The organism is Chishuiella sp. (assembly GCF_032109125.1).
Taxonomy (GTDB): Bacteria; Bacteroidota; Bacteroidia; order Flavobacteriales; family Weeksellaceae; genus Empedobacter.
Genome location: NZ_DAMCLZ010000008.1, coordinates 86,675 through 107,751 on the forward strand (window position 1 = coordinate 86,675; position 21,077 = coordinate 107,751).

Below are 21,077 nucleotides of genomic sequence, written 5' to 3' on the forward strand. Positions count from 1 at the left end.
CAAACAATCTTCAAAATATTTTTTAATGTTTTATTTAATAATATAGATTTGTTTAAATAATAGTTCATAAGAAATTAATGAACTTATTACTTTTGTTTGTTTGCGCGAGTTTATTGTTTTTTATAACAATAAACTCTTTTTTATTTTACTCTTACTAAACCTCTGCGTTTACTTGTATTGTTTACTTGAGGTTTTCTATAAGTGACTTTTATTGTATCATTTATAGGTTTTAAAGTATCTATTTTTATTTTTTCTTCTTTTATACTTTCTGTTGAATTTTCTTTCAATTCAACTTTTTCTTGTTTACCATCTTCTAAAGAAGTTTTTTCTTTTTTACTTTTCTTCTCATTAAGACCTAAAAACTCTCTAAAATTATCAAAGTTTTTATTGTATTGTATTCCTACACCAAAACTTTGATTCAAGTTACTCTGCATCCCTGGTAAAAGACCAAATGTTGTAGGTTTTGTAAATGCTCTTAATAATAAAGCTCCATTATTCAATTTTGATATATCATATGTAATATCGAAATTACCATCAAAATTTTCCTGCGCATCTCTATTGTTAGTTACAGCAATTCCATAAGAACCTTTTAAACTTAATCTGTTATTTATACGATAAGACACAGATGTCCTAATTTTATCGTTCGTTTGTGAATTTACACTTCCTCCTACATATTCCATTTGAATATCTAAATTACCTGCAATTGATGACAGCATTCCAGCGATAGTAGATAGTCCTATATCTGCAGCTGTACTTGTTACTCCTGATTGTACTGCTGAAGAATCTCCAAATTTACCTGTAAGTAGAATATAACTGAACTGAAGCATTTGTTCTTCAGTATTTGCTCTAAATTTAGATTGTAATTGAGAATTAATATCTGAACCTGCATTTGGTATTGATAATCCAAAATCAATTTTTGGTTTCTTTAATGTCTCTGCAATATTTATAGATAAAATAGCATCATAAATTTGGGTATGACCAACTCCTAAATAATCACCAACATTAGATACTGATCTTTGATATTCTGCAGTTATATTCATCGTTGCATCTAATGGATTACCAGAAAACTGAACTGTAGAACCTTTCTTTACACTAAAATCTTTTGGTAATAATGGAAATTGTCTAAATTCATAAGTTCCTCTATCTATATTATATACACCTGTTAAACTAAGACCAGATCTATTCATCAAAAAGCGTAAGTTCTCAGCTGTACCTCTTGCTGAAGCTTTATCATTTGTTGCCGCATCAAAAACCAAATTAACAATAGAATTAGGATAAGCATTAATATTAACATCAATTGTCATTCCTTTTGGTGTTCTAACATTACTATTCTTTGTTCCATCGTCAATATGTTGATCAGGTACAAAACGTACTAATGTGTTCTCAGATTCTACTGTTGTACTACCTGTATTTATTGTTAATTCAGAATTACCAACAACTGTGGCATCCCCAGAAATTTCTAATTCTTCAACTGGACCAAACATTGATACATCTCCTTTCGCAAATATTTTCCCATAGAACAATTCATTATCTTTTATGGTTGTATTCATCACCATTAAATTATCTGTACTGAATTGTAAATTGAGACCCCATTTACTTAAATTCCTAAAAAGAATGGCTCCATCAACTTTTCCCTTTGTATTACTAGCTGTATCTTTAAAACTTACGTCATTCAACATTATAATACCTGGGCTTTTCCCTTGTTTTGATACATTCAGTTCATTTTCTCCTTCAAATAAATAATCTGCACCTAAAAAATTTACTTTTAAACCTAAATCTTTTGCTACCATAGTCCCACTAAGATTAGGTAAATCTACAGGTCCGTTAATTTTCATATCACCAGAAAGCGTTCCTCTCATATTAGAAAAAACTGAACTCAAAAATCCTTCTAAGAAATCTACGTGAAATTCATCTAAATTTGCAAGAACATCTAATTCTGGTCCAGTTGGTTTATTTTCAAAATTACCATAAGCAACAAGAGACTGTATCTGATTCTTTTCTAGACTAGTACTAAAATTAAATTTTTTATCAGCAACATCATAACCTCCATTCAATGTTAAATTACCTAACTCAAAATTATTTATACCTAGATGAGCAATCTTTGCTTCTAAAGTTGGTTCTAATTTCTCTTTAGTTCTTACTACATCAACTTTACCATTAACAATCCCTGCAATTTTTAGATCATTAACTAATGTTTTAGGTATAACTTTTTCTAAATCTAAATCTTTAAAATCGGCATTAAAATTATAATCAGTATTACTATTAAATATTCCACTTAACTCAAAAGATTGTTGATCATATTCTAATGACAAGTCTTCGACCTTTAATGATTTTTTTACTCTATTATAAATTACTCGATCAGAGTCTAAATCATTTTTATTATTAATAGTCCAAGTTGTTGAATCAATTCTTATTGTTGATGGTGAAAATCCAAAAATTAAATCATTATTATTCTGTACTGTATGAAACAGATTTAAATCGAAAAGAATTGGTTTTTTCTTTCCTATATTAAAATCTGTTTTTACAATCATTGTGTCATTTTTAGGATTAGATACAATATTTATATCATTCACACTAACACCTCCGACCTTTAAACTATCAACTTTTGCATTTAAAGTTGGTAACTCGGCAATTGTATTTAAACTAACATCTGATTGAAATAATTGTATACCAGCATAAGAAATACCAGGTGTATTAAGACTTGCTTCAAGTTGATTTAGATTACCATCTATAGAGCCTTTTAAATGAGTATTTGGTTCAATCAAAATGGAAGGATCTATATATTTCAATAAATTATTCTGAACTAATATATCAAAAGAAAATTGTTGATTTTTAGATACTTTCTTTTGTCTGAAAGATGGAATCAAATTAACTAAAGAATTATTAACAACATCTACAACTTCTGTTATATTAAATTTTCCATCAATATTTGCTTGCATATAATGTGGAACATCCAGTGTCATCGATTTATGACTACCTTCTATTTTTGAATTTAATTTTACTTGAGCTAGTTGTACTGTATCTGTTTTTGATCGAAAATATAAATTCTTAACATCTAGATCACCTCTTAGATCATTAAGAGAAGATAATTTAAAATTACCATCAATATTCCCTCGAACAATAGCATTCATATTTTTTGTAATCCCTAAAAAATCTAAATTAATTTGTCTAACATCTGATACAAAATCAAATTCGTATGGTTTCCCACTAAAATTTATTCTACCATTAAGTTGCGCATTTAAATTAGGATCTTTAATATCAAATAAACCATTAAATTGATAATTTTTCACTAATCCATCAACTGTAATATTTGTATATCTTTTCCCTAATAAATCTATATAATTAAGATTACCATCCAAATCTAATTTGATATTCTTAATATCAATTCCTCGTCCATTAAATTTAAAATTACCACTTACATATCCTAAATCTTTAACTTCTGTTAATTGATGTAAATTAAGATTTTTAGCATTTAAAGTCCCCTTATATAATAATGCATCTATATGTCTATAGTTATTGATTTGTGCACTAATATCAGCATCACCTAATCCTGATATTGCATATCCTTTAGCAATTATTTCATCAGAATTTAACGATAAATCTCCTCTATAATTAAGATTACCAAAACGATTCAATAAAGCTGGTATTTTTTTTGAAATAAACGTTGGCAAAAGTTTTGTTACATTACTATAAGATGTATTTATTTTTGCATTTTTAGTAGAAAAATGTAATAAATCTCCATCTAAGACATTATGTAAATCAAGTTGATTAGCTCCAATATAATTATCTTGTCCTTTTAATTCAAAGTCTGTAAAAACAAGATTATTTAATGTTCCTTTTACTTTTCCAAAAACATCTACAGATGAATTTTTATCAAATAATTCTGTGAAATATCTAATTTCTTTAAAATTGATTACAGAACCTCTATTAAAAATTACATCCCATTTTACTTTATCCGCAAAATCTGACATGTCTGAAGGTTTATCATAACCTAAAACTAATTCTCCATCAAGATTTGAAGTATCGGTTGAGAATTTAAGATTACCAATTCTTATTTCCTTTTCAGAGTAATGAGCTTTACCTGTGAAATTCTTTACATGATAAGATTCATTATTCTTTTTAGCATAAAAATTAAACTCATCAACATCAGCTTTTACATCAGTATCGACTAATCTAAAGTTTTTTACAGATAAATTTAACTTTTCTGCATCCAACCAAATATTTCCTGAATTTTGATTAACAATAGAAACCTTTCCATTTTCTAGAATAAAATCACCATCAAGTTTAAAAATTTTATTTGGATCTTTAGGTTTATCAGAGCTAAACCCATTAACAAATTTTATAAAATTAGAAATAGAATCTCCTTTATAAGTAATTACTCGGATTTCAGGATTTACTAATTTTACTTCACTTAAATTTATATGATCTTTATTAATTCCTGGAATTAATGTCCAAACATTTAAAGTTGTAACTAATGATTTTGATTTCATAAAATCATAGTTGTGATCATCTTTTATATTGACACCATAGAAATGTATTTTACCAAAAAAATCAATATCTACTGAATCAACACTTATTTTTGTATTGAGTGATTTATTTAATTTTTCTAAAGCAAAATGAGCTATTTTTGTCTGTATAGAAGGTATTTGTATTGCGATTAAAGCTGTAAAAACAAGTGTTAAAACAACAATAAACATGGTCAATATAATTCTTCCTATTCTTCTGACTATTTTCAATGGTTTAAATTTACGATATTTGTTGCGTAAAAATAAGTTATAAATTTTATTCTACAAGGAATTATGAGCGATAAAAACTATATTTTAGCAATAGAATCTTCTTGTGATGATACTGGCGCAGCAATAATTGAAGGAAATAAAATACTATCAAATGTTGTTGCAAGTCAAAAAATTCATGAAATATATGGTGGTGTTGTTCCTGAATTAGCTTCAAGAGCACATCAACAAAACATTGTACCAGTTGTAGATCAAGCACTGAAACAAGCAAACATAAAAAAAGAAGACTTAAAAGCAATTGCTTACACAAGAGGACCTGGATTAATGGGATCTCTTTTAGTGGGAGGTAGTTTTGCTAAATCTTTTAGTCAATCTTTGAATATCCCACTAATAGAGGTAAATCATATGCAAGCACACATATTAGCTAACTTTATTGATGATGCTAATATAGATAAACCTACTTTCCCATTCTTATGTTTAACTGTAAGTGGTGGACATACACAAATAGTTAAAATCAACAATTATTTCGATATGGAAATTTTAGGTGAAACAATTGATGATGCTGCTGGAGAAGCTTTTGATAAAGCAGGTAAAATATTAAACCTACCTTATCCGGCAGGACCAATTATTGATAAAAAATCTAAAATTGGTAACCCTACAAAATTCACATTTGCCAAACCTAAAATTGAAGGATTAAATTTCAGCTTTAGTGGATTTAAAACCTCAGTTCTATATTTCATTCAAAAAGAACAAAAAAATAATCCAAATTTTATTGAAGAAAACATTGATGATTTATGTGCTTCTATACAACGATCTATTGTTAATATTTTAATGGATAAAGTTCAAAAAGCTATTCAACAAACTGGAATTAAACAAATTGCTATAGCTGGAGGAGTTTCTGCAAATTCTGAAATAAGAGAACGCCTTTTAGAAGGAGAAGATAAATTTGGATGGAAAACTTTTATTCCAAAATTTGCTTACACAACTGATAACGCTGCAATGATAGCTATGGTTGGAACCTTAAAATATAATCACAAAATATTTACTGAAAACACAACAAAATCTGTTGCTAAATATCATATATAATGAAATTATTCTTTGGGGAAATATTCGAAAATTCAGCAATTCTAAACGAGGAAGAAAGTCATCATTTTGCAAAAGTATTACGAGGAAAAGAAGGTGACTTAGTACATGTAACTAATGGTAAAGGGAAAATTGCAGAAATAGAAGTTAATTCTATTTCAAAAAAAGTTGTAGAAGGTAAAATTATCGATTTAAAAACTGAATTCGAAAAGAAAAACTATTATCTACACATTGCAATTGCACCAACAAAAACAATGGAAAGATTAGAGTTTTTTCTTGAAAAAGCTACTGAAATTGGTATTGATGAAATTACTTTTTTACAAACATATCACTCTGAAAGGAAAAATATAAAAATCGAACGTATTGAAAAAATTGTACAATCAGCTACAAAACAATCATTAAAAGCTTATTTACCAAAAATAAATGATCTTATAAAATTTAATGAATTCATAAAGTTAAATTTTAGTGACTTCGAGAAATGTATTGCTCATTGTGAAACAGATATTGAAAGAGTTCCTTTAAAAAATATTCTAGATAAAAAACCTAAAAAAATATTAATCTTAATAGGCCCAGAAGGTGATTTTTCAAAAGACGAAATAAAAACTTCTGAATCAAATAATTTTTTAGGAATCAGCTTAGGTCAACAAAGATTTAGAACTGAAACAGCTGCTTTACAAGCTGTATTTGGTACAGATTGGGAATTAGGATAATAAAAAGAGTTCATTATTTATAAAAAAAACAAAAGCTGACTAAAAAAGTCAGCTTTTTGTCAAAAATACAAAACCTCTATGAATATGAATTAATCTATACTCTCGTTATGTTGAGAGATATCCAAACCTTCAAACTCTGCTCTATCACTTACTCTTAAGTGAATAATACTATCTGTTAACTTGTAGATAATTAATGAGCCAAAAAAAGTAAATAATGATACTAATAATAATGCAGCCATATGATGCCCAAAAACACCAAAACCGCCATGTAATAAACTTGCATCTTCTCCATGAGCAAAAATAGCAGTTAAAATCATACCCATAATTCCTCCCATTCCATGACAAGCAAAAACATCTAATGTATCATCTATTTTTTTCAATAATTTACAATTCATCAAATAATTTGAAACTATTGCAGTAATAAAACCTATAAACAAACTTTCTGGAATAGTTACAAAACCACAAGCTGGAGTTATAGCTACCAAGCCAACGACTGCACCTATACATGCTCCCATTGCTGATACACTTCTACCATTTATTCTATCAAATAAAATCCAAGTCATCATTGCTGAAGCTGAAGCTATTGTTGTTGTACCAAAAGCAAGTGCTGCTGTAGAATTTGCACCTAAAGCAGAACCTGCATTAAAACCGAACCATCCGAACCAAAGCATTCCAGTTCCTAACAAGACAAATGGAATATTCGCTGGTTTATGTTCTCTATTTTTTCTTTTACCCAAAACTAAAGCTCCTGCCAAAGCAGCAAAACCAGCACTCATATGAACCACTGTTCCTCCTGCAAAATCTTTTACTCCGAAATATTTATTTAACAATCCTTCTGGATGCCAAACCATGTGACAAAGTGGTGTATATATAATTAAAGAAAATAGAATCATAAATAATAAGTAAGATATAAATCTTACTCTTTCCGCGAATGAACCAGTTATTAACGCTGGCGTAATTACAGCAAATTTCATTTGAAATAAAGCAAATAAAACAAATGGAATTGTTGAAGCCATTTCTTTGTGAGGAAACGCACCTACATGATTAAAAAATGGATAAGTTAGAGGATTACCTATTAATCCGTAATGCTCTCCATCTATAGTAATACCTATAGATTCTCCAAATGAAAGTGAAAAACCTACAACCACCCAAAGGATAGAAATTACTCCTAAAGCAATAAAACTTTGTAGCATTGTAGAAATAACATTTTTTTTACCCACCATTCCACCGTAAAAAAATGATAAACCTGGAGTCATTAATAAAACTAAGCCAGCAGCAGCTAATATCCATGCTACATCTGATCCAACTATATTTTCTTCTCCTAAAAATTCTCCTGTTCCAGGAATATCTACAACTGGTTTCCAAAACAAACCAGCAATTGCTATTAATGTAATGATTGCGAAAGCTATCTTCCATTTCAACCCAACCTTCATAAGTTTTATTTTTGTTCAAAAATATAAAAAAATATGACTTATAATAAATTTACCCTTTTATTTTTAATAGTTTTTTAAAAAATTTTTAAAAAAAAATAAAAAACACCCCTTAAAAAAACATATAATTTCATAAAATATTATTTTTTTACAAAAAAAATAGCGAATAATAATTATTCGCTATCTTAATTAATAAAAGAGAAAAAAATTAACTCAAAAATTTATGCACTTGTTCAGCACATTCTCTTCCTTCATGGATTGCCCAAACTACAAGACTTTGTCCTCGTCTAGCATCACCACAAGAAAAAACTTTTGATTGATTTGTTTTATATTCTTTATCATTACCTATAAGATTTCCTTTAGGATCTAAATTAATATCTAAATTTTCTACCAATCCTTTATGTTGAACATGATCATAACCTAAAGCAATAAAAGCAATATCACATTCAATAATAAATTCAGAATTAGGTTTTTCAAAATAAGAAGTGAATTTTCCTGTTTCTTCATCTTTTGCCCAATCAACCTCTATCAACTTTAATCCAATAAGCTGACCATTATCATCAGTTATAAATTCTTTCGAATTAACTGCCCATTTTCTTTCACAACCCTCTTCATGAGAAGAAGTAATTTGTAATGTCATAGGAAAAGTTGGCCATGGCATTGACTTATCTCTTTCTGTAGGAAGAATTGGCTTATAATAAATTTGTGAAATAACATCAGCCCCTTGTCGATTAGAAGTTCCTATACAGTCAGAACCTGTATCTCCTCCACCAATAACAACAACTTTTTTACCTTTTACATTAATTTCTTCTTCAGAAAAAGGAATATTACTTACTTTCTTATTCGCTTGTGACAAAAAATCCATTGCATAATAAACACCTTTTGCATTTTTACCAGGAATATTTAACTCTCTAGGAACAGTACTTCCTAATGCAAGCACTATTGCATCAAAATTTCTATTCAATTCTTCTACAGAATAATCAATACCAACGTTACAACTTGTACGAAAACGAATTCCTTCATCTTCCATCCAAGTTCTTCTTCTTTCGATTACAGTTTTTTCTAGTTTAAAATCAGGAATACCAAAACGCAACAAACCACCAATTTCTTCATCTCGTTCAAAAACTGTCACATAATGTCCTTTTTGATTTAACTGATAAGCTGTAGCTAATCCTGCAGGACCAGAACCAATCACAGCTATTTTTTTACCTGTTCTTAAATTAGGAATTTTAGGTTTAGCAAAACCTTGTTCAAAAGCTATTTCTATAATATTTTTTTCAATTTCTTCTATAGTAACAGGCAAATTATTAATCCCCAAAACACAGGCACCTTCACATGGCGCAGGACAAATTCTTCCTGTAAATTCAGGAAAATTATTGGTAGAAATTAAAATATTATATGCCTTCTCCCAATGTTGTTTATATACAGCATCATTAAATTCTGGAATAACATTTCCTAATGGACAACCACTCTGACAAAAAGGAACACCGCAGTTCATACATCTTGCTGATTGTTCATTAAGAAGTTCTGATGAAGGTTTTGTTGAAAATTCTTTAAAATTCTTTATTCTATCTTCTACTTTTAGTTTTTTAGGAGTTTTCCTTTCAAACAATAAAAATCCATCTGCTCTTCCCATTATTTTAATAAATTTATTTTTTTCTCAATTGCTTTTTTATATTCTCTTGGATAAACCTTTGTAAAAAACTGAAAATTAGTTTCTAAATCAGCTAAAAGGTATTCAGCTAAAGTACTATTTGTTGTTTCAAAATGTTCTTTTACCAATGTTTCAATAATCGATTTATCATTTTCAGTTATTTCTTCAAGGTTAGCCATATCAGGATTAAAATTATCTTTCAATGAATTATTAATATCCCATATATAAGCTATTCCTCCACTCATTCCTGCTCCAAAATTTCGTCCAACTCCACCTAAAATAACTACAGTACCTCCAGTCATATATTCACAACCATGATCACCAATACCTTCAACAACAGCTGTAGCTCCTGAATTACGAACTGCAAAACGTTCTCCTGCCATTCCATTAATAAAAACTTTACCTGAAGTTGCTCCATATAAAGCAACATTTCCTATAATACTATTTTCATTAGCATTGATTATTGCATTATCATCTGGATAAACACCTAGTTTAGCTCCTGAAAGACCTTTACCAAAATAGTCATTTGCATCACCTTCTAATAAAAGTTCCATTCCATTCGTACAAAAAGCTCCGAAGCTTTGCCCAGCTGTTCCTTTAAATTTAAATTGAAGTGAACCTGATCGCATTCCTTCTGATTTGTAAATCTTAGTTATTTCATGAGAAAGAATTGTACCTACTGTTCTATCTGTATTTTTTATTGATAAACAAGCTTGTACTCTTTCATTATTTTTCAATGCATCAAGTGATAAATCTAACATTTCCCATGAAAGTGAATCCGATAAACCATGATCTTGTTCCTCTGACTTAATAATAGATAAATCAGTTTCAACTTTATGCAATAAAGGTTCTAAATCTATTTGATTATGTTTCCAAAAATTAATATCATGTTTACGTTCTAAACATTGAGATTGACCAACCATTTCATCAATTGTTTTAAAACCTAAACTAGCCATTAATTCACGTACTTCCATTGCTAAAAATGTAAAATAGTTAACCAAATGCTCAACTTTTCCAGTAAACTTTTGGCGTAATTTCTCATCTTGCGTTGCCACACCAACTGGACAAGTATTTAAATGACATTTTCTCATCAAAATACAACCTTCAACAACTAAAGCAGAAGTTCCTATCCCCCATTCCTCAGCACCTAGTAAAGTCGCTATAACTATATCTCTACCCGTTTTTAATTGACCATCAACTTGTAATGTAACACGCTGTCGTAATTTATTTTTTATTAATGTTTGATGAGACTCAACTATTCCTAACTCCCAAGGCAAACCAGTGTGACGAGTTGAGCTAATTGGAGAAGCTCCAGTACCACCATCATAACCAGAAATCAAAATATGGTCTGCTTTAGCTTTTGCCACACCTGAGGCAATAGTTCCTACACCAGCTTTTGAAACTAATTTTACAGAAACACGAGCATGCCTGTTTGCGTTCTTCAAATCAAAAATCAACTGAGCTAAATCTTCAATTGAATAAATATCATGATGAGGAGGAGGAGAAATTAAACCAACTCCTGGAGTTGAATGCCGTGTTTTACCAATCCAATTATCAACTTTATGTCCAGGCAGTTGCCCTCCTTCACCAGGTTTTGCCCCTTGAGCCATTTTAATTTGAATTTCTTCTGCCTCAGCTAAATAACGTGCAGTAACACCAAATCGACCAGATGCTACCTGTTTTATAGCTGAACGAAGATTATCTCCATTTTCTTTGATTAAATATCTATTTTCATCTTCTCCCCCTTCTCCAGAATTACTTTTTGCACCTATTCTATTCATTGCAATAGCAAGTGTTGTATGTGCTTCCCAAGAAATTGAACCAAAAGACATCGCTCCTGTAACAAAGCGCTTTAATATTGACTCTAAAGACTCAACTTCATCAATTGAAATAGATTCACGATCATTTTTAAAATCTAACAATCCTCTCAGAGTCGTTGCATTTTCTGAAATTTGATTTACAACACGAGAATATTTCTTAAAAACATCATACTTATTATTCCACGTAGCCTGCTGTAACAAATGAATTGATTGAGGATTATATTGGTGATATTCATTATCTTTTTTCCATTGATAAATACCTCCTGCATCTAAAAGAGTCGACTCATCTTTACCAAATGCTTTAAAATGTTTTGCTAAAGCTTCTTTAGCTATTTCATCAAAACCAATCCCACTAATTCTTGATACAGAACCAGTAAAACAAGTGTTTACAACTAACTTATTTAACCCTATAATTTCAAAAATTTGAGCGCCATGATATGATTGCAACGTAGAAATTCCCATTTTAGAAAATATCTTTAACAATCCATCTCCAACAGCTTTTTTATAATTGTATTTTAACTGATCTAATTCCTCTAATTGATCAAGTTCACCTTCGTTATACATTTGCCTTATAGAAGCTAAAGCCAAATAAGGGTTAATTCCTGTAGCCCCGTAACCTAAAAGTGTTGCAAAATGATGAACCTCCCATACATCACCAGCTTCCATAACAATCCCTATTTTTCGACGAACTCCCTTCCGAATTAAATGATGATGTACTGCCGAGCAAGCCAACAAAGATGGAATTGCAGCATGTTGAGAATCTAACGAACGATCCGAAAGAACAATAACCTGAAAACCATCATCAACTGCATCTATCGCATAACGACAAATTCTATCTATTGCCTTCTTTAAACCTCCTTCTTTTCCATCAGTTTTAAAATAGGTATAAATAGTTTTTGATTGAAATTTTCCTGTATCTACACTTCTCAATTTTTCCAATTGTTCATTACTTAATATTGGAGAATCTAATCGGATAGAATGAGCAAAACTCTTATCTTCTTCTAATAAGTTTCCATTTCCACCAATAATTGTTGTCAATGACATTACCATTCGTTCGCGAATTGGATCAATTGGAGGATTTGTTACTTGAGCAAAAAGCTGTTTAAAGTAAGAACTTAAGTGTTGAGGTTTTTCACTTAATACTGCCAAAGGAGCATCAAACCCCATCGAACCAATTGGTTCTTTACCAGTAGCACACATTTCTTTTAATAAAATATTCAAATCCTCACGCGAATAACCAAAAGCTTTTTGATACTTCACAATATCATCCGATTCAAGACGATTAAATCTCACTCTCGGTCTTGGAAGTTCCTTTATATTTATATTCATATTATCCAGCCAGTCACGATAAGGTTTTGAAGAGCAAATTTCTTTTTTCAATTCTTCATCACTCACAACTTTACCTTTCCTCATATCAACCAAAAACATTTTCCCTGGTTGTAATCGACCTCGTTCTATTACTTTTGAAGGATCTACAGGAAGTGCCCCTGACTCTGAAGCCATTATTACTATATCATCAGAAGTTATACAATATCTTGACGGACGTAATCCATTTCGATCCAACGTTGCACCAATAATATCACCATCTGTAAATGAAATAGACGCTGGTCCATCCCAAGGCTCCATCATACAAGCATGAAACTCATAAAAACCTTTTTTATATTCCTCCATTTGTTCGTTCCCATCCCAAGCCTCAGGAACAAGCATCATCATAACATGAGGAAGTGAACGTCCCGAATGATAAAGCAACTCAACCATATTATCTAAATAAGATGAATCAGATTGACCTGGTTTTGTCAAAGGAAGAATCATATCCATCTCTTGAGGAGTAAAAAATTGACTTTGAAATGTTTTTTCTGATGATTTTAACCAATTTAAATTACCTCCAATTGTATTTATTTCACCGTTATGAGCTATAAATCTAAAAGGTTGAGCTAAACTCCAAGTAGGAGAAGTATTTGTTGCAAACCTAGAATGAACCATTCCAAAAGCAGAACGTGTTCTAGGATCTGTTAAATCTTTAAAATAATCACGAACTTGTACAGAACGTAATTGACCTTTATAAATAATTTTTTTACATGAAAAAGAAGCTACATAAAAACCTATAGGATCATTATTTGTAACACTTGTAACCTGATGTGCTATATAATTTTTAAAAACAAATAATTTTCGTTCAAAATCTTTTTCTGTATCAATATCATATGACCTCTCAATAAAAAGCATTTCCATTACTGGTTCGACACTTTTTGCTAAATCCCCTAAGTCTAAATTATTTACAGGAACAGGTCTATATCCCAATATTTTAATATTTAACTTATCTGCTGATTGTTGAATAATTTCTTTACACTCTTCTCTAATAAATTTATTTTGAGGAAAAAACAACATTCCAACTCCATAAAAACCTGGATCAGGAAGATCAATTCCATTATTTAAAGCTTCATCAAATAATAATTCATGAGGAATTTGAATTTGAATTCCAGCTCCATCACCTGTATTACTTTCATAACCAGTTGCACCACGATGTTCCATATTTTCTAACATCGTAATTGCATCGCTTACAATTTTAAAACTTTTAACTCCTTTCGTATTTGCTACAAAACCTACACCACAAGAATCAAACTCAAAATCAGGTTGATATAGTCCAAAATTCTCTTCCATTTCCATAAACTATTATTTAATTTATTAAATATGCAAAAAATAAATTCCAAAACAAAACTAAAAATAACAAAAACGACTTAAAAATAAATTAATTTTATTTTTAAGTCGTTTTTGTTGAATTATTAATAAATTAAATAATCATATCCTAACTAAAGTTTAAATTATTTATTTTAAAAAAATAAGCCTAATGATAATTGAAGTTGTGTGTTATTACCAGATTTATAGTTTGCATAATAATAATTTGCATCTAAAAAAATAGAATACTTTTGATTTATTGAATAATCTTGTCTGAAATTTAAATTAAAAAATATATTATTAGATGATAAGTACTGGTAATTATTAATCATCATATTTTGAATTGATTGCATAGAATAATAATGACTAGAATTCCATTCATGTGTCAAATTCTGTTTTGTACCTAAATTAATACCAAAATTGGTAAGTGATTTTTCATTCCATTTATACATAAAACTAAATTCTATCTGAGAAGTTATGTTTTCAAAACGTTGTTTAATTGATGGATCAAAATATTTTTCTTCAGAGGAAGAATAAATAATGGACGGAGTAAATGATATGTTTTTCATTTTACTTTTGTCTGTTAACCCAAAAAGAGAGGATAATTTTATTAATTTACTTTCATAAGAATATTTTTGAACCTCATCTATCTTTTTATAATTAGAAGATGTTTCATTAAAAAAAATACCTTCTCTACCTTTTCTATCTTTTAATTTTCCATTAATCCTAATTCCTTTAAATAAATTAGAATCTGGATTCATATAAGATACATCAAAATTATAAGCAATCTCATTTATATTAGAAATTACAAGGTCTTGTAAATCAGTTAGAATTTTATCTGTTGATAAATTAGAGAAACCTATTGTAGCCATTATTCCTTTTTTATTAGCATTAAAAAAAGATAATTGAAGTCCATAACCATTTCCATCAAAATAAGCTCTATTTCTACTACCAACAAACATATTATTATACATTCCTAATCCTGATAAATGGTAAGTTTCTGAATTTCCTAACTGACTAAAAAACTTTAAGTCATTGGACTGTGTGTATTTATTTAATAATATACTTAATGACAATATATTTTCTTTATAAATTTTAGAAGATAATCCCATATTAAAGTTAAGATCAGAAACTATATTTTTAGGTCTCGGATCTCTATTTCTTGATTCTATCAAGGCTTTATAATTAACTAGTAAACCAAAATTAAATCGATTCATTTTTCGATTATACCCTCCTTCTATATTGTATTCTTCTAATGATAAATTTCCTCCTACAGAGTCTGCCATTACATAAGGCGATATTCTATTATAATCAGAACTTTCATTCCACTTTACATTTTTTCTAGTTCCATTTTTATAAGAAACATTTCCCCATACATAGTTCAATGAGTCAATTAAAAAATTAGATTTAACATTGAATGACACATTTTTCAAACCATTACCTTTTTGTAATAAATAATTACTTTGCTTAGAATTGTAATAATTACTATTCAATTCTGTATAATTAATTTTTTTATTAAGAATTTGATCAGATATATTAGTGTTAATAGAATCAAAAAATATATTGATAGGCGAATTATTATTTATGCGATTATCTATATGTATATTTTGCCCTTTCATGAAAATGGATAAAATACTTAATACAACAAAAAATATATAATTTGTGAAACGAAAGTTCATGACTATGTTATTAATCTAATTGAATAATGAAGGTTTTGCTTGTGGAATAAAATCTACAGTAGAATTATTTGTATCTACCAAAATTTGACTTCCATTTATAGAAACTGATAATATTTTTCTTCTTACAGATTTTCCATAACGAGCACTATCACTTTCATTAGAAGAACAATATGTCCATCCTGTATCTAAAGAAGGTGCTGTAACAATCCATTGGAAACCAATTTTAGCACTTAAATTCACAGCATCTATAATCCAATCATTAGGTACTCTATAAGCATCGTTGCTCATAGGAAACGTTTGACCATCATATACAAAATCATATTCATATGAATAATTATATTCGCTTATATACTGGTTTACTGTCATACCTTCTGGTAATCTAGCTATTGCATAACTTGTAAATCCTCTATTATGCATAGTCATACTTGAAAAAATTGAAATAGTATTTTTTACTGAAGGATTATCTACATCATCCATTTCTTCGTCATAAATTTCAAAATTTGCATTTCTCAAATCAATTGAATTTGGATTATATTCCTTATGATTAATTGCATCTTCTGCAATAATAATAGATTCACCTGGTTTAATAGGATATTCTTTTCCACTACCTGGTAGCATAATTATAGAACCAGCGGCAAAATCTGTTGCCATAATATTTGGTCTGTAATCTTGTTTTTCTACTGTCATAAATTCTGATTGTATAATAAGTAAACCATCTGCATACAATATATCATCAGAATTATTATGAATCTTAAAATATCTATCTCCTAAATATTGTTTACCTTCTGGAGTTACTGTTCCTGTAAAAAATATTTCTTCTATCATTAAGTCGCTTTTCTCTGATTTTATGAATAATTGAATAGATTTTGTTTTATCTGATAAGGTTATTGCTTCAGAAGCTATATAACCAGTTACATTCTTGGTTAATTTTGTTCCATCTAATTCGTAATTTATTTTACCAGAAACTGATATTTCATAAGTTCCCGTTGGTAAATCTATTGTTAATTCTTTTGTTCCATTGATAGATTTTTCAGTCGTTTTTCCTGTATTTAATTCTTTGAATATATAATTCATATCAAGAATTTCAGCACTCTGAATATCATCTGATAATTTACTAGTTAAAACTAGTGATACATTAGAAGATGTTAAACTATTATCATCATCATTGTTACAAGAAAAAAGTAAAAACACAGATAATAAGGTCATTAAACTAAATCTGTTTAGTAATTTTTGCATAATTTGTTAATATTTATAATTTTATATTAAGTTCCATCCCGAAATAAGGTGATGTAAGGCTCTTACGTCCTATTTTTTGTCCTTCGAATTCATATTCTTTATAGTAATTAAGTAATCTATTTACAAACATTGAGACATGAAAACTTTTATAGAAAACTTTTGACGCTTTAAAGTTTATGTTCATTTCGAAAGGTGTTTTAATTTTTTTAAATGCATTTTCGTTATAAGATAAATTCAACCATTTTAAATTTGCATCAGTTTTATCTGCATCTTCATAAGAGTGTTGAATTCCATTTTGATCTACGTATGCTATTGGAGTTCCATTTTTTTTTATATTTTTAGAAGAAGAAAACCACATAATTTGTACAGAAGTAGAAAATTCCAAATCTAAAACTGGTATATAAGTATCTGCCATTAAATTTGTATTTAATGTCTCGTTTAAAAAACCATCATCATTTAAATACAAACCTAAATATGGGGTAGGTTTTCCATTAATTACTATATTATCATTCCTCATATAAATAGGTAAACTATTCGTATATTTTGTTTTAAACCAAGCTCCATTTAATGTTAACCTTGTGTTTATCTCAGAATATCTTTTAGTACTAATCTGAAATTCTATACCTGTTTTATCTATTGTGCTTCCATTATCTTGTTTTTTAAATGTTTCTAATAAAGATTGATTTGTATATGATAAATTTTCAACAGATGGTGCTTCTGTAATTGTAGTATGATCTATTCCTTCTACAGAAAATTTTTTATAAGTAAACAATCTATAATCAGTCATATTTCTAAATCCAGAATTCATTTTTTCTTTAAAAAAAGTCAATGAAAAATTAATCTCTTTATATTCCAGATCTGTCCTTACTTCCCATTTTTTATTAATTGCAGCAGCTAAATTATAATTTGTGATATCTGTTATGTAAGTTTTAAGGTATATTCTTCTATAAGCTGGGTTATCATGATAATAATTAAACTGAACAAAATCTAAATAACTATTTTCTGGATACAACATACTAAGTGTAGGTAATTTAGTATGTACACCATAACCAGCTGTAACATCTATTTTAAGAGGATTGTTATTAATATAAATATTAGGTAATTTCCATTGAACATTTACTCTTGGATCGAAGTAATATTTATTTTTTAAATAATATTTGTCACTTATTCCAGGAGAAGTTATACTCCTGATTCCCGCTAAAATTTCGAATTGATGCTTTTCTATTTTAAACTTTTTATTTGTTTCTGCGAATAAAGAAAAATCTTGTATAGCAGGAATAGACTTGTATGATCTATTTCTTGAATACATTTCTGGCGATGGAGGACGTAAAGGATCATATACTTGTCCTTTCCCATTATTCTTTGAATATTTCCATTCGAGACCAGCTCTTAAATTACTCCATTTCCAATCAAAATTTCCTATTAATTTTAAGTATAAATCTAAAGGTTTACCATCTACAAGTAAATGAGAAATATATTTAGGTTCTAGAAAAGTACCATAAGCTTCTCCTTCCTTTACTGAGTTTGGAACTGCGGTAGCTGAAGTTAATTGAACTAATTTTGTTTGATTTATTTGATCAAATTGTTGAGATATTGATGAATAAAAATTAATACTCTTCAAGAATTTACTTTCCTTAAAATTCCAATCAAGTATACTCGAAATATTAAAATCATTATAACTAGATTTATATTTATCTATAAGCGAATAAGAATTATCTGGATCTGTCTTTTCATTATCAATAGAACCTGTATAATCAAGATTTAAATTCCAATCGAGAGTAGAAAAAGAATTATCCCACGTTTTGTAGGCTCGCATAGATGCTGTTATTCTCTTATAATTTTCCAAATCATTTCTAGGATCTGGTTTAGCATCTAAGAAATCAATTCCAAAATTCAAATTTATTTTTTTATTTTCTATTCCTATACCTTTTCCTAAATAATATAATTTACTATAAGCATCTGCCTTAAACCTTGCTTCCAAATTTGATGGCGTTTTTTTTCGAATAATTTTTACCACTCCACTTGTTAAATCTCCATATTCTACAGAAGGTATTCCTCTTATTATTTCTACACGCTCTATTTGATCTGTTGAAATAGAACGCATATCGACACCTTTCGGAACACTATTTCTTTTTGCATCTGAATATCCTGTCGAATTACCTTGATTTATTGATAAAGAAGTTCCTTCTGTAAATTGTAAATTAGAGTTAACATTTTTAGGAATATTGTCGACAATAAAACTAGTCCCTAAAGATGATGTTGAATAATTATTTGATCCATCTCTTATCCCTGTTTCTCTTAGCTTGATAGAATTTGTTTGGTTAAAAATAGGATCCTTTGCTTTCCCTCCAGGTAAAAGTTCTAATAAATCAGTAAAACTAGAAGGTTGTAAATGCTGCATCGCTCTTTCATCAATAATGGACACACTAGTTAACCCCTTCGATTCTTTAGCTGTCACAACAACCTCTTGGAGATTATTGATAAGAGATTCTGTTATATATATTTTTTTTGTAGAAAACTTATTAATTACTATTTCATCATTTATTGATTCTATGTTTATAGATTCTATATGAAGTGAATATTTTTTTCTATCAAGATCAGTAAATATAGCTATTCCCTTGTTATTTGTAAAAATTTCTAAAGTTTTACCTTCCTCTGATTTTAATGTTACTTTCACATCATTAGTCAATGTATTATTTTCATTTTTTAATTCTATTTGCAAACTATTATTCTGAGAATACAAAATTGTAGAGAATATTATATAAAAAAATATATAAAAATGAGATTTCATTTATTATGTGTTAAAGGCGCAAAAGTAATTTTTATTTTTAATTAATCTAAATAAATTTAAATGACATTTATTACCTACTATTCGATATAAATAAATTCCCAATTGTATATAATTACTTAAATTTGTTTGTATATAATTATCATGAATAACACTGTAAATAATTACATAGAAGGATTAAAAAAAGCTTATTATTCAAATAATAATTCTGAGGAATGGGATTATTTTGAAAAAATAAAACATGGAGCATCATTAGAAAATATACTAAAAATTAAAACTTTATATCCATCTATTCCAGAATCATTACTTAATTTATTAGAATATGTAGATGGTACATATTTTACAGAATATGCAAATGAAAAAATTGCATTTTATTTTCTTGGATCAGATATCTATGAATATCCTTATTATCTACTTTCATCATTAGAAATGATAGAAAATAAAAATAAGATCATTGAATATTATACTGATTATATCGAAAGAAAATATGACGAAGTTATTGTAGATGATAAAATAACAAACTCAATTAAAAATATTCAATGGTTACATTTTTCTGATTGCATGAACAATGGAGGTACTTCCCAATTATTTATAGATTTTACACCTTCAGAAAAAGGAACGAAGGGGCAAATTGTTCGTTTTTTACATGATCCTGATGAATTTACAGTAATTGCTGATAGTTTTGATGATTATCTAAAAAAATTAATAGAAAATGAATATGATTTTATCATAGACGAAATGTAGTGTAATTTATAAAATCTTAAGCTATCTTAAGATTTTTGTGATTTAGATTTTCAAACTTTGCTCCATTATAAAATGCTATTCATGACAAAGAATAAAATCATAATTTCTCAACTCTTATTAAGATTTGCTCTAGGAGTTACAATGTTATCTGCAGTTGCTGATCGTTTGTCAATTTGGAAAAATAATTCGACATGGGGAAATTGGAAAAATTTTGAATTATACACTAAACAACTTATCTATTTTGTACCAGAAAAATTAGCTACTACTAGTGCTTATATTGCTACTTTTCTTGAAATAATTTTATCTATTATGCTAATTATTGGTTATAAAATAAAATTAGCGTCTTACTTAACAAGTTTTTTACTATTGAGTTTTTCATTAAGTATGGCAATATCCTTTAGTATAAAAACTTCTTTAGATTACTCTGTTTGGATAGGATTTGCTGCCTCATTTTTATTAGCAAATCAAACAAAATATTTTATAACAATAGATAATTTAATTAAAAAAAAACTGTAATATTTATTTAG

11 protein-coding genes are annotated in these 21,077 nt (G+C 28.4%); 4 read left to right on the plus strand and 7 right to left on the minus strand.

Going from position 1 to position 21,077, the window contains the following annotated elements:
• Positions 1-140 precede the first annotated feature (140 nt).
• Positions 141-4,736 (minus strand): translocation/assembly module TamB domain-containing protein, encoded by a 4,596-nt coding sequence (locus RT575_RS09985; RefSeq protein WP_313580565.1) that lies wholly within the window; start codon positions 4,734-4,736, stop codon positions 141-143.
• Positions 4,737-4,799: 63 nt separating this feature from the next.
• Here RT575_RS09985 and tsaD point away from each other — a divergent pair, with 63 nt between their 5' ends.
• Positions 4,800-5,819, plus strand: coding sequence for a tRNA (adenosine(37)-N6)-threonylcarbamoyltransferase complex transferase subunit TsaD (gene tsaD, locus RT575_RS09990; RefSeq protein WP_409515954.1), 1,020 nt, complete (start codon positions 4,800-4,802; stop codon positions 5,817-5,819).
• Positions 5,819-6,526 (plus strand): RsmE family RNA methyltransferase, encoded by a 708-nt coding sequence (locus RT575_RS09995; RefSeq protein ID WP_313385823.1) that lies wholly within the window; start codon positions 5,819-5,821, stop codon positions 6,524-6,526. The genes tsaD and RT575_RS09995 overlap by 1 nt, the downstream gene beginning before the upstream one ends.
• Positions 6,527-6,615: 89 nt before the next feature.
• On the opposite strand, the gene RT575_RS10000 is transcribed toward RT575_RS09995, so the two are convergent.
• From RT575_RS10000 to RT575_RS10025, 6 genes are all read right to left on the minus strand, one after another.
• Positions 6,616-7,959: an ammonium transporter gene (locus tag RT575_RS10000; protein ID WP_313580567.1), complete on the minus strand. Its 1,344-nt coding sequence runs from the start codon at positions 7,957-7,959 to the stop codon at positions 6,616-6,618.
• 205 nt (positions 7,960-8,164) lie between these two features.
• Positions 8,165-9,592, minus strand: a complete 1,428-nt coding sequence (locus RT575_RS10005) for a glutamate synthase subunit beta (RefSeq protein ID WP_313580569.1) — start codon at positions 9,590-9,592, stop codon at positions 8,165-8,167.
• Positions 9,592-14,094: a glutamate synthase large subunit gene (gltB, locus tag RT575_RS10010; protein ID WP_313580570.1), complete on the minus strand. Its 4,503-nt coding sequence runs from the start codon at positions 14,092-14,094 to the stop codon at positions 9,592-9,594. Before gltB ends, RT575_RS10005 begins: the two co-directional genes overlap by 1 nt.
• Positions 14,095-14,258: 164 nt before the next feature.
• Complete coding sequence (locus RT575_RS10015; protein WP_313580572.1) at positions 14,259-15,782, minus strand: DUF6850 family outer membrane beta-barrel protein; 1,524 nt, start codon at positions 15,780-15,782, stop codon at positions 14,259-14,261.
• Between the two features lie 15 nt (positions 15,783-15,797).
• Positions 15,798-17,018 carry a DUF4876 domain-containing protein gene (locus tag RT575_RS10020; protein ID WP_313580573.1) on the minus strand — a complete coding sequence of 407 codons (1,221 nt, stop codon included), beginning with the start codon at positions 17,016-17,018 and terminating at the stop codon, positions 15,798-15,800.
• Between the two features lie 13 nt (positions 17,019-17,031).
• Positions 17,032-19,740 (minus strand): TonB-dependent receptor, encoded by a 2,709-nt coding sequence (locus RT575_RS10025; RefSeq protein ID WP_313580574.1) that lies wholly within the window; start codon positions 19,738-19,740, stop codon positions 17,032-17,034.
• A gap of 210 nt (positions 19,741-19,950) precedes the next feature.
• Between RT575_RS10025 and RT575_RS10030 the strand changes: the two genes are divergently transcribed.
• Entirely contained in the window at positions 19,951-20,550 is a 600-nt protein-coding gene (locus tag RT575_RS10030; RefSeq protein ID WP_313580575.1) for an SMI1/KNR4 family protein, read from the plus strand.
• 81 nt (positions 20,551-20,631) lie between these two features.
• Complete coding sequence (locus RT575_RS10035; RefSeq protein WP_313385816.1) at positions 20,632-21,066, plus strand: DoxX family membrane protein; 435 nt, start codon at positions 20,632-20,634, stop codon at positions 21,064-21,066.
• Positions 21,067-21,077 lie beyond the last annotated feature (11 nt).